12 protein-coding genes and 1 pseudogene are annotated in these 11,081 nt (G+C 42.9%); 2 read left to right on the top strand and 11 right to left on the bottom strand.

Annotated elements, in window-relative coordinates; genetic code table 11:
• Positions 1 to 417: 417 nt before the first annotated feature.
• The gene (locus LW728_RS19210) at positions 418 to 1,452 is read left to right on the top strand and encodes a 6-bladed beta-propeller (protein ID WP_287767711.1); all 1,035 of its coding nucleotides are present in this window, start codon (positions 418 to 420) and stop codon (positions 1,450 to 1,452) included.
• A gap of 65 nt (positions 1,453 to 1,517) precedes the next feature.
• Here LW728_RS19210 and LW728_RS19205 read toward each other — a convergent pair.
• The 11 genes and pseudogenes from LW728_RS19205 to LW728_RS19155 all read right to left on the bottom strand — a co-directional run.
• Positions 1,518 to 1,848: pseudogene (locus LW728_RS19205) on the bottom strand (Rpn family recombination-promoting nuclease/putative transposase); the annotation flags it as partial.
• 15 nt (positions 1,849 to 1,863) lie between these two features.
• Positions 1,864 to 2,709, bottom strand: coding sequence for an Rpn family recombination-promoting nuclease/putative transposase (locus LW728_RS19200; RefSeq protein ID WP_287767709.1), 846 nt, complete (start codon positions 2,707 to 2,709; stop codon positions 1,864 to 1,866).
• A 151-nt stretch (positions 2,710 to 2,860) separates the two neighbouring features.
• Positions 2,861 to 3,691, bottom strand: a complete 831-nt coding sequence (gene dapB, locus LW728_RS19195) for a 4-hydroxy-tetrahydrodipicolinate reductase (protein ID WP_046661423.1) — start codon at positions 3,689 to 3,691, stop codon at positions 2,861 to 2,863.
• A gap of 427 nt (positions 3,692 to 4,118) precedes the next feature.
• Positions 4,119 to 4,958, bottom strand: coding sequence for an FkbM family methyltransferase (locus tag LW728_RS19190; RefSeq protein WP_002800821.1), 840 nt, complete (start codon positions 4,956 to 4,958; stop codon positions 4,119 to 4,121).
• 22 nt (positions 4,959 to 4,980) lie between these two features.
• Positions 4,981 to 5,979, bottom strand: coding sequence for a glycosyltransferase family 8 protein (locus LW728_RS19185; protein ID WP_002800822.1), 999 nt, complete (start codon positions 5,977 to 5,979; stop codon positions 4,981 to 4,983).
• A gap of 204 nt (positions 5,980 to 6,183) precedes the next feature.
• Positions 6,184 to 6,417 (bottom strand): hypothetical protein, encoded by a 234-nt coding sequence (locus LW728_RS19180; protein ID WP_159296037.1) that lies wholly within the window; start codon positions 6,415 to 6,417, stop codon positions 6,184 to 6,186.
• Between the two features lie 114 nt (positions 6,418 to 6,531).
• Entirely contained in the window at positions 6,532 to 7,485 is a 954-nt protein-coding gene (locus LW728_RS19175) for an asparaginase (RefSeq protein ID WP_149985798.1), read from the bottom strand.
• 22 nt (positions 7,486 to 7,507) lie between these two features.
• Complete coding sequence (locus LW728_RS19170) at positions 7,508 to 8,011, bottom strand: CGLD27 family protein (RefSeq protein WP_002800824.1); 504 nt, start codon at positions 8,009 to 8,011, stop codon at positions 7,508 to 7,510.
• 5 nt (positions 8,012 to 8,016) lie between these two features.
• Positions 8,017 to 8,421 (bottom strand): ribosome silencing factor, encoded by a 405-nt coding sequence (gene rsfS, locus LW728_RS19165; RefSeq protein ID WP_002800825.1) that lies wholly within the window; start codon positions 8,419 to 8,421, stop codon positions 8,017 to 8,019.
• A 55-nt stretch (positions 8,422 to 8,476) separates the two neighbouring features.
• Positions 8,477 to 9,073 carry a bis(5'-nucleosyl)-tetraphosphatase (symmetrical) YqeK gene (gene yqeK / locus LW728_RS19160; protein ID WP_002800826.1) on the bottom strand — a complete coding sequence of 199 codons (597 nt, stop codon included), beginning with the start codon at positions 9,071 to 9,073 and terminating at the stop codon, positions 8,477 to 8,479.
• 80 nt (positions 9,074 to 9,153) lie between these two features.
• Entirely contained in the window at positions 9,154 to 10,722 is a 1,569-nt protein-coding gene (locus LW728_RS19155; RefSeq protein ID WP_002800828.1) for a YcjF family protein, read from the bottom strand.
• 91 nt (positions 10,723 to 10,813) lie between these two features.
• On the opposite strand from LW728_RS19155, the gene LW728_RS19150 reads away from it, so the two are divergent.
• Positions 10,814 to 11,081: helix-turn-helix domain-containing protein (locus tag LW728_RS19150; protein WP_287767707.1), on the top strand; the 268-nt coding region annotated here is incomplete at its 3' end.

Raw genomic sequence — 11,081 nt, 5'->3', positions numbered from 1 at the left:
ACTCGGTATGAAGAATTAATTCCTCTGACTGCAAAAAAATCAGAGAATCGGCACGAATGGGGTCTAATTGTAATTCCGTCGGGTCGAGGACGGTTAAGGGGAGGGGAGAACCCAATAACCAAGTGGCTAGATCATCGGAGAAGTTTTCGGCAATAAATTTACAAATATTATCAAACATTGTCAGGGATTACTTTCCGTTTCTCCTAGGATACCCTCGGTCGCCGGTGTTGACATCCTGTATTGGCCGTAACTGTTGCCGAAGAGAATCGTAGCGCGGAATACATTATAGGCAAAATTCAATTCTAACCATAGACTGATCCCATAGATATTGGCCAATTTGTCACATATTCCCAGAAATTTCTTGACAATTGCTAGAGGAAGGGGTAGCTTGCAATCACATCAATTTTATGAAGCTTTATGTTATTAGTCAAGCTTATCAAACATGGGGGGCGAGAGAAGCTTAGCTTATCAAAGGCTCTGCTGAAATCTTTTTCCCTAGTCACGGCCACTGCGATCGGATGTATTAGTATTGCCACCAGTGCCACTGCGGCCGATTTTAAATTCGCTTTCGGTAGCAAAGGTAAAGTGGACGGTCAGTTCAATAACCCCTTCGGTATCGCCGTCGGTAGCGGTGGTAAGATCTATGTAGCCGATGCTGCCAACAACCGCATACAGGTGTTCGACTCCAATGGAGGCTTCCTGTCCACTTTCGGTAGCTCCGGTGCGGGGGACGGTCAGTTCGATTCACCCAGTGGTATCGCTGTCGGTAGCGATGGTAATATCTATGTGGCCGATACGTTCAACAATCGGGTACAGATATTCAACTCCAGTGGAGTCTTCCAGTCCACTGTCGGGGTCGGTGATTTGCTTGTCCCCTACGGCATCGCCGTCGGTAGCGGTGGTAATATCTATGTAGCCGATACGTTAAACGATCGCGTACAGGTGTTCGACTCCAGTGGAAATGTCCTGTCCACTTTCGGGGTCGGTGATTTGAGTTTCCCCCAAGGTATCGCCGTCGGTAGCAGTGGTAAGATCTATGTAGCCGATACTTCCAACAACTGCGTACAGGTGTTCGACTCCAGTGGAAACGTCTCGTCCCCTTTAGGTATCTGTAGCCTCATACCCGGTTCGGGGAACGGTGAGTTCAGTTCACCCGGTGGTGTCGCTGTCGATGGCGTTGGTAAGATCTATGTGGCCGATACGAACAACAACCGCGTACAGGTGTTTAACTCCGGTGGTGTCTTCCAGTACGCTTTCGGTAGCTCCGGTACGGGGAACGGTCAGTTCAATACACCCTACGGTATCGCTGTCGGTGGCGATAGTAATATCTATGTGGCCGATACGTTCAACAATCGCATACAGGTATTCAAAACGCCCGAACCTTCTAGTATTATCGGATTAGGCATACTAGGGGGCGGTTTAGTGGTGCGTCGCCTCGCTAAACGTCGTTAACCGCGCTTGGGGTGGGGAGATGAGCCAAAATTTTGCCAATTCTCCACCCTTTGCAGTTAAAAGCTTTAATTGTGCTGCTGTCTTTGTAATTCCTCGATCGCATCGGGGGATAAATCGGTAAATTGGGCGATTTCTGGGATAGGAAAACCAGCAGAAAGCATTTTTAGGGCAATTTGTCGAGCTTTTTCTTCTTTACCTTCCTCTTTGCCTTCCTCTTTGCCTTCCTCTAAAGCTTCTTGATAGACTTTAGTTTCTCTTAAATCACTTAAACTAAACATTTTTTCAATCTCCTTACGGTTTAATTTGGGCAATTTATAAATGAGAATTGTCTCAATTAATTCGAGAATGTCCTCTCTTTTGTCTGCTATCCGTGAATTGTTGCGTAAATTGTTTAATCTAAGGCTTTTTTCTTTAATTTAACCATTGCTGCAAATCTTCTAAATCCGAAAACCCCAACAACGCAAGAGCTAAATTATCCAATTGATTAGGATTTAACTGTTTAATTTTTTGTTCTAGCTTTAAAGGAATAGAACCGATTTTTAAGTTTAGCTGACGCAAAATTAGGCTTTTTTTAGCGGATAATTCTCCTTCCTCTCGGCCTTCCTCTCGGCCTTCCTCCAAAGCTTCTTGATAGACTTTAGTTTCTCTTAAATCACTTAAACTAAACATTTTTTCAATCTCCTTACGGTTTAATTTGGGCAATTTATAAATGAGAATTGTCTCAATTAATTCTAGAATGTCCTCTCTTTTTAAAGACTCCTGGAATTGTTGTCTAACCTGTTGAATCAGTTCTTTTCCTTGTTCTAAGGTCTTTTGTTCCGATTCTACAATTAATTGTAACACTTTTACCCCCAGAGAATCCCCCTCATCTAACTGATTCAGATAATAACAGTTAACTCGGCCTGACTCAAAGAATTCTTGATAACGAGATTTGGGACTATTTTCAATTTCCCGATGGGGATAAATGATCACCCCTTGCCAATTCTGGCTTAACTCGCTTTGATGAAAATAGAGAAATATTTCACTAAAAAAGCGTGAGTAAAACCGTTCATCTTTTTGAAATTGTACCTCAACAAAGTAAATCGGATCATTCAGGTTATCGGGAATAAAAACCCCATCTAAACGAAAAGCGAGTTGTTTAACTTCTAGGGAGGAAAATTGATAATGATTGACGGTTTCTGGGGGAAGATTGAGCAAATCAAAGAAACTTTCAGGAAAAGTCTCAAAGAGACGATAGAAAATACTGTCCGTTTTCACTCAATTTTGTCCCTCAATGACTTGTGGTACTTCTTCAATTTCTCAGTCTAAAGCTTGGGGATAGGAAAGCCAGCAGATAGCATTTTTAGGGCAATTTGTCAAGATTTCTCTTCTTTGCCCTTTTCCTCTCCTTTCTCTAAAATGTCTCGATTTAGAGGATTTTTTCTAAACCGTAAACGAGGGATTGCAGCTGAGTAACTTTGCGGATAGAAAGGAGAACCCCCGGCATATAACAGGAGCGATCGCTGGTATCATGACGAAGGGTATAGATTTCCCCGGGGGAACCGAAAATGACTTCCTGGTGAGCAATTAAACCGGGTAAACGCACGCTATGAATACGGATGTTCTCAGCAGTTAAACCGCCTCTAGCACCGGGGATGGTTTCTTTTTCGGAAACTTGGGCAGGATTAAAGGTTTTACCTAATTCGGCCAGTAATTCGGCGGTTTTAATGGCTGTGCCACTGGGTGCGTCTGCTTTTTGATTGTGATGCAGTTCGATAATTTCTACATGATCAAAGTAGCGGGATGCTTGCACGGCAGCCTGTTGTAGTAAAACCATGCCAATGGAAAAATTGGGGATAACTAAACAGCCAGTGCTGGCTTTTTCGGCAAATTCGGCTAAATCTTGCAGTTGTGCCGCCGATAATCCCGTAGTTCCCACCACGGGACGGACTCCATAGGCGATCGCACTGCGGGTGTTGTCATAAACACCGTCGGGATGGGTAAAATCCACCATTACCCCCTGCACTTTTTCCTGAGTTGCCAGGACTAAAACACTCTGTAAATCGTCGAGAATCGGCACTTCTAGGGGTTCACAACCGGCCACTTCCCCCACATCCTGACCTCGAAAAGCTGGATTTCGATCGACTGCACCCACTAAGATCATATCGTCGGCACGAGCAACGGCTTTAATGACTTCCCGTCCCATTTTGCCGGCTGCACCGTTGACAACTACGGGAATCGGGCCTCTATTTTCGGTCATAGTTAATTATTCTCCTTATATGTAGGGATTATGGACTGTTGGGGTGGAGGGGTATTTCAGGGACAAAGGAAAAAACCCCAACACCTAACCCCCTTTTGCCTAATCACTGAATCAATTATCCGTTTTCTCGCGCACAACGATCGAGGGGTAGTTATGAGAAAATCGTGATTATTTAGGGAGAATATGGGTTTTTAACCCTCCATGCCATGCTTAAACTGTCGTTTTCAGGGATTGGAAGAAGGGCAAAAATATCAGGCGTACAGTGTAAAAGTGAGAAGGTCTAGAGCATTCTACATTTTGCGCTGTTCCTACGTCAATGGTGCTTTGTCTGGGTGATATTTTGGCAAATGTGAGTGCATCCTTAACCATATTTTATCACCTCAAACTAATCAACTTATTATTTGGCGAGTTCTAGCAGTTGTAAAAATTAATTGCTCGCTGAATTTTGATGATAAGATAAATTTTTAGTGATCACTTTCCACGCCCACTTTAAGGGTTTTCTGTTTTCCAATGCTTTTACAGAAACGGCAACAGTATCCATACTATTTAACTGCAACAATTGATATCCTCGTGCGCTCAAGAGACTCCGAGCGGATATCCTATCGCTATCGGAAAGATGTTTATGCTCGTACAGGATTAAACTAGGCTGAAACCGATCAATATCTATCATTTTCAGTACCTCGTAATCGAATCCCTCCGTATCTATGTGGATTAAATCTACAGTGCGAACCGAGTTCCGGTTACATAATTCTTCAAACGTTATACATTCCACTTGAGTTTTCCGAATTCGTTGTTCTAGTTCTGGGATAAAATCAATATGCTTTAAGACATGAGATAAGGAAAATGAACCGATTTGATCGTACCAAACAGGCAAAGGGGAATCTGTCTCTTCAACATAGTAGAAGTCTTTAAACCCGTTTACCTCGGCAATCGCTACATTTTCCAACTTAAATCGACCATAATCACCATATTTGGAGCATAATCTTTTGAATACATAGTCAACGGGTTCTATCATAATTCCACACCAACGTTTATCTAGCAGAAAATAACGTAGGGGATCACCGTAGCTAGAATCGTTTGAACCTACTTGAACAAAGAAAATATGCGCTTGTGAAATGGATAAACTATACAGCAGTGTATCGAGCTTATCCTTAAAGATTTTGTAGCGAAGACTAGGTGATTTAAAAATGCTCCAGAACTTTGACTGTTTGTCCGATCTTTTGCCGACTAATCGAGAGATATAAGTTTTAAGTTTTGCAAGTATCATGGCTAAAAAATTATAACTTTTGCTAGAAAATATTAGAACTAACTGATTTGGTTTTGAAATAGGCTAGAGCCTTGTTAAAATATCGTTCTAATCTTTTTTTCCATGCCTCTTTCGGTCGCCATCCAGACCAATCCGTTCGATCTAAGTATTCAAAAAATTGCTTTTCTGTATCCCTTAACGGAGAGAATTTAAATTTCCAAGGTTTATCATCTGATGCAAAATGTATTAGATAAGGAGCTTCCATAACCTGATGATAAACTTCCTCGGAAAAATGACTTTCTTGCCAAGAAGAAAATTTATTAGGAAGTTGATTCCAGCGTGGATCCAGTTTCCCCCAACAGCCCGCCAAAATAGCGTTGAGACCGTCCTGATCCCAGTAACGGAGACGTCTCCCATTTTCCTCTAGATAATTAATAACTTTAAAAGACATATCGTCTTCTCGCCATTTTTTTAAATTAAGAATCATTACCCCAGAGTTAAAATATGGCGTATCTGGGCGTATTTGAAGTTCTTGATAAGTTTTTAAGCCATTTTTACTTGACACTAGAGGACATCCCATATCTTGCACCGCAAATAAATATTGATTATCAATATCAATTTTCCATAAATTGTTTAAATCTTCTTTCAAAATTAAATCACAATCTAGATAAATAACTTTCTCAATCGACGGGGGTAAGAGATAAGGAATTAATAAACGATAGTAAGCGGCAATAGTAACATGACCCCAAGTCGGAAGTTTTTCCACGATTGTAAAGAACGCTGCTTCTTGAGGCTTTAGCCAGTTAAGTACCACTTCGACTTCTAATTTTTGTAGTGACCGAATCACCTTTTTTTTATTAGCATTGGTAATTCCCCCATCAATAACATAAATAAAAGCTTTCCCCTCTTTCAGGTTCTCTGCCAAGGAGTAAAGCATTACGCCAAGAGGAATTGCGTAATTGTTGTCCGCAGCACAGACGACTGTGGGTGTTTTAGTATTTTGCATTATCAACTCTTCGTGTCTTACAAGTTTAAATTCCATAGAAACAAGGTCAAAGAATCGCTTCTCTATTAGACATCTCTAAAAATTATAACCCAATTACAGCTTGCTTTTATGCTCTGTCCTAATTTAAAATAGTTCAATGGCTGAAATGTATATCTATCTTGGCTAATTCAATTTCACCGAAAAAATATAGGACAATTAAAATCATTTCTATTTGGGTAAGTTTCTTAACTAGAAAGACTTTTAGCCTTTTGACGATGACGGCTCGCCTCCTCCGGATAACTGGTGTCGCAATGATGAGGGGAGCGGGATGAGCGAATCGGATTTGGCAAAAACTTCAGGGCGATCAGTGAGAACTACAAAAGGGCTATTATCAGTTATAGTACGAATATCCTCGGCGAGGGTAAGGGCATGATCTCGATATTTCTTCCCGACAGCTAGGGTGACGAAACGAATTTTCCTATCAATCAAACTCATAGGCTACTGTTGGTATTGTCTTGAACTGCCGCACACTCGGCGAGAATGCCCCCACACTGTACCATAGACCTATTGGTCTGTCAAGATTGAATTTACCCTTGGTCAACCCACTATTTACAATAAAGCCATTTCCCCCACCACTTCCAAGCGGGTATAACTGCCGATTTTGAGGAATTTTTCCGAGAGAGATTCGGCCACATTGGGAGTAATCCAGCCTAACTGTTTGAGAATTTGCAAAGCGGCGGCATATTTAGCCCGTTTGGAACCATCTAGGGCTTTAATTGCTAATCCTAAACCTTCACCGACGCGCCCGATACATTGAATCCCTTCGGCCCCGGCTTTACTGACGATTTCCCCCTGACTAGCCCGCATTAATTCCGTATCAAAAGCCCCTTCTCCTGCTACCATGCGGGGGTGATAGGTCATCGCCCGGACGATTCTTTCTAAGTCTAAACGGTTGCCAGAGGCTAACTGGGCGTAGAGATGGGCCATTTGCCCCAACTGCATTGAATAGGTGGGCGCACCGCAGTCATCGTGGGCGCTGATTAATTCATCCCCCGGCATCCCCAATAATTCGGCAATTTTGCTTAAAATTAGCTTCTGTATCTGACTAGAGCGCCGCAGATAGCTATTTAACGGCCAGCCACGCTGTTGACACACCGCTAACATCCCGGCGTGTTTACCAGAACAATTGTACTGAAGACGACTGCGTTTACCTTCGGGGAGGGGACATTGCAGGGCGTTGGGATCGATATCGGCACGCCAGAGAATATTAAAGACTTGACGGGCGTGTTCCACTGTGCCTTGGTGAGAACTACAGATAATGGCTAGATCCTTATCGTTGAGATCGTAGCGTTCGAGGGTGCCGGTACTGATGACAGCCAGTGCTTGAAAAGGTTTCAGGGCCGAACGAATAAAGGCGCTAGTTTCGGCGCTGCCGGCGGTGGATAATACCCGGCCGCGGTCATCGCAAATAGCGGCCTCGACATGATGGACCGATTCAATAATGCCTTCCCGGAGGAGATGAATTTCTAAGCGGTGGGTTGGTGAACGTTTTACCCTATTCATTCAGATTGGTGATTGGTTGCGGTTAGTGAGTGAAAAATAGCCAAAAAAGACCACTGATAGCGACAATTGCCCCTAAAATCAGGGCGGTTTTTTGTAAACGCTGGAGAATGGGCTGGATTTGATAGGAGACGATTAAACGATCCCGGGTTAAAATGGCGGCGGTTTTTGTCCAAATTTGGCCATCATACCAGCCCGACTCTTCATAAAATACTTTCTCCGATTGCAAGCGATCGTAAACGTAGATCCAGCCTAAATACAAGCGCAATAACACCAATCCTACCAAAATTGTCGAGCCAAAAATCCCCGCACAGAAGAAGGGAAAAGGGGCCTTTTTCAGGGGAAAACTAGCGGCGGCAATTGGTCCGACAATTAACCATGTCCATAACCATAACCAGAGAATTTTTTTTGTATAAGAGGCTACATCTAGCGTAGCCCAACGGAAAAACCAAGATTCTTTTAATTGTTCGTACTCGTTAACCGGTTGCTGTTCTTCCGGGACGGGACAGAAATCAAGGGAGGATTTCATGGATTCTACTCCTCCAAATGGTCGCTAGGTAGAGGAATCCGTTGAGCATGACCCCAAAATGCTTCTAAATTATAAAATTCTCGCTCTTTTGGTAAAAAGATATGGACAATGATATCACCATAATCCATCAGGATCCAGCTACCTTCGCTTTTTCCTTCCACTTGTCGGGGGGATTGTTGCCATTCTAGTTCCATAGCGGCTTCGATCGCATCCTCGATCGCTCGCACTTGGGTGGTAGAATAGCCGGTAATAATCAGAAAATAATCGGTTAAATAACAGATATCGGCGACTTTCAGGATGGCGATGTCCCCTGCTTTCTTGTCCTCGGCAGCGGTAACAATTGTCTCTAGAAATTTTTCGGTCTTGAGATTTTCGGCGACGGGGGTAATAATTCCAGTGGGATTGGTCATTCAGGTTGTGGTTATCCTTTGGCTGAGGTGGTTTTAAGCGAGTCTTGAGATTATGTTAATCAATGGTTTTAGTTTCCGTTGGTTGTTCTTTAACAATTTGTAACGCCCAGTTGCGCGTTAGCACGGTGCGGGGATGAATGGGACAATGGCTACTTAAAAGATATTTTAGGGAATAATCGCAGGTTTGTTGAACGCTTTTATGGAGATTTTGATAGCTGAGTTGTCGTAGGGCGTTTAATTCGGGTGTATCGCCGCGATTGGGTTCCAAGGCATCGGCAATAAAGACTATACAGCTAAGATCGCTCATATTGGGTTTACCGAGGGTATGATTGCGAATCGCTTCGAGAATTTCCTCATCGGTAACGTTAAATTCTTTTTGGGCGACAACTGCACTGACATCGGCGTGGAGTAAGTGGGGATGGGATGCACAGATATTATCCACGTCTATTCCCGCCGATTCCGCCATTTTTAACAGTTTTTTGGGCTTGAAAAATTTGGCTAGATCGTGCATTAACCCGGCTTGCCCTGCTTGGACGGGATCGAGATCGTGATGACGAGCTAAATCAATACACATGGTCTCCACACCAAGAATATGGCGCAGACGGTGTTCGTTGACGTTTTCTTTTAACCAGTCGATAACTTGCTGTCGCATCTTTTTTTTGCCCTTGTGGAACCCCAGAACGATTGTAACAATTACTATACAATTTTGCCTATCGCTTCAAGGTTCGATCTTTACCAATCATCCTCGCGAGTAGCTTCTAAAACTTCTTCTTGCTGCCAATCATCCTGAAAAGGTTGTACCACTTTACCGATCGCATCGGCTACAAAAGACTTAATAAATTCTTCCTTGCGACTGAGTTGAAATTGTCTTTGTACCACTTCCGTCATGCCACCGTCACCCCAGTCTTGATCCTGACGGAAATATTCAATAAAACTTTTGCCAGCAATGCGGGTTAAATAGGCAGCACTGACCCCTTGAATTGCCTTACCGACTATATAGGTAGTAAAATTTAATTGTAGGATTCTGGCTAATAATTCTACTGCTCCTTTCACCACTCCCAAACTAACTAGAGTTTTGCCCAAAGATAGAGCCAATTCCTTGCCTCGATCGCTGTTAATTTCACAGCCATAAACTTGACCAATTTCTCTGACCATTTGAGCATTAACCGCCGCCGTTGCTAACAGATCGAACACTGGTAAGGGAGTCACCGCAATCACTCCCGCACCGATCCACTGATAGCGATCGATAATTTTATCAGCTTGGCGACGACGTTGACGATCGATAATTTTCCTAGCTTCTTCCCCTAATCTTTGGGATTGTAAGAGGATATTATCTGCCACTAAATCCTCCCCTTCGGCCCGTAAAACTGAAGCTAAACGTTTAATTAAAGCTAAAATATCCGGTTCCGGTGTGATGATTTGTCCACCGGTTAACTGTACTGGTTGGGGATTAGCGGTAACGGCAATAATATCGGCGGAAAGGATCACTCCTTTTAGCCGTTCTCGTAATTGTTTTAAAATCATTTCTCGATCTTCGTCGCTATAGAGATCGATTTTATTAAAGACTAAGAGAGAACGTTTACCAATATCAATTAAACGCAATAAAGGGCCGTATTCCGATTGTCGAATATCGTTATCGATGACAAATAAAAGTAAATCTGCTTCCGTGGCTAATTGTCGCGCTAACTGTTCCCTTTGACCTCCGGCTGCACCAATTTCGAGAATGCCGGGGGTATCGGTAATTTGAATTTCCCGATTCACACCTTTCATTTTTAAACTATAGGTTTCCCCTTTTTCCGTGGTTCCCATGGTTGCCTCCACATTGCCCACCATTTGACCGATGAGGGCGTTAATTAGGGAGGTTTTTCCCGCCGATCCTGTGCCGAAAACAATGATTTTAACTTCTTTTCTAACTAAACTTCGCTCAATTTCTTGGGAACGCTTAATAAAAACCTGTTGAGTTACTTTATCTTGAATTTGCTCCACTTGTTGCCGGATAGCTTTTAAGGTTTCCCCGGCAGCCTCGGTTTTTTCTACTGGTAATTTTAGGGGTGGACGGGAGGAAGAATGCAACCCGCGGCGACTTTTTTGGCGCTGGGGCAGCAGATAAAAGTAGTACAAAAGAACGTATATCAGCAAGCCCAGCAGTCCGATAATGAGCAAAAGCAGAATATTAGCTAAGATAGGAGCGGTAAAGGCGATCTGGATGTAAAGACGATAGATAGAGTTGACTAACCACAACATTAATCCGAAAATAAAGCTCAGACCAATGATTAAAGTGGCAAGACGGGGTAATTTCATCGGAAATTTTGGGTCTGAAACCCCGTCGTTCTACGACGGCTTTACTGTTAAATATTAGCACATTTACGAAATATATGCTAAAATGTGAGGTATGGAAAAAGCCTATTCTTACCGATTTTACCCAACACCAACACAAGAGTCCCTATTGCGGCGCACATTGGGCTGTGTAAGATTAGTTTACAATAAGGCTCTCCATCTCAGAACACAAGCATGGTACGAAAAACAAGAAAGAGTAGGATATGTTCAAACTTCTTCAATGCTAACCGACTGGAAAAAGCAAGAAGAATTAGAGTTTTTAAACGAAGTTAGCTGTGTACCTTTACAACAAGGGTTAAGACACCTACAAACAGCTTTTACTA

This window comes from Microcystis sp. 49638_E5, from assembly GCF_021300285.1.
Taxonomy (GTDB): domain Bacteria; phylum Cyanobacteriota; class Cyanobacteriia; order Cyanobacteriales; family Microcystaceae; genus Microcystis; species Microcystis aeruginosa_C.
The sequence above is the reverse complement of the archived record's forward strand: the minus strand, read 5'-3'. Positions and strand labels throughout refer to the sequence as shown.

What these genes read in the sequence shown, in the direction of transcription:
- LW728_RS19170 (WP_002800824.1), bottom strand. Translation starts at nt 8,011, where the DNA reads ATGAAATCCTCCCTTGATTTCTGTCCCGTCCCGGAAGAACAGCAACCG.
- yqeK (WP_002800826.1), bottom strand. Translation starts at nt 9,073, where the DNA reads ATGCGACAGCAAGTTATCGACTGGTTAAAAGAAAACGTCAACGAACAC.
- LW728_RS19210 (WP_287767711.1), top strand. Translation starts at nt 418, where the DNA reads ATGTTATTAGTCAAGCTTATCAAACATGGGGGGCGAGAGAAGCTTAGC.
- LW728_RS19185 (WP_002800822.1), bottom strand. Translation starts at nt 5,979, where the DNA reads ATGGAATTTAAACTTGTAAGACACGAAGAGTTGATAATGCAAAATACT.
- rsfS (WP_002800825.1), bottom strand. Translation starts at nt 8,421, where the DNA reads ATGACCAATCCCACTGGAATTATTACCCCCGTCGCCGAAAATCTCAAG.
- LW728_RS19180 (WP_159296037.1), bottom strand. Translation starts at nt 6,417, where the DNA reads ATGAGTTTGATTGATAGGAAAATTCGTTTCGTCACCCTAGCTGTCGGG.
- dapB (WP_046661423.1), bottom strand. Translation starts at nt 3,691, where the DNA reads ATGACCGAAAATAGAGGCCCGATTCCCGTAGTTGTCAACGGTGCAGCC.
- LW728_RS19175 (WP_149985798.1), bottom strand. Translation starts at nt 7,485, where the DNA reads ATGAATAGGGTAAAACGTTCACCAACCCACCGCTTAGAAATTCATCTC.
- LW728_RS19155 (WP_002800828.1), bottom strand. Translation starts at nt 10,722, where the DNA reads ATGAAATTACCCCGTCTTGCCACTTTAATCATTGGTCTGAGCTTTATT.
- LW728_RS19190 (WP_002800821.1), bottom strand. Translation starts at nt 4,958, where the DNA reads ATGATACTTGCAAAACTTAAAACTTATATCTCTCGATTAGTCGGCAAA.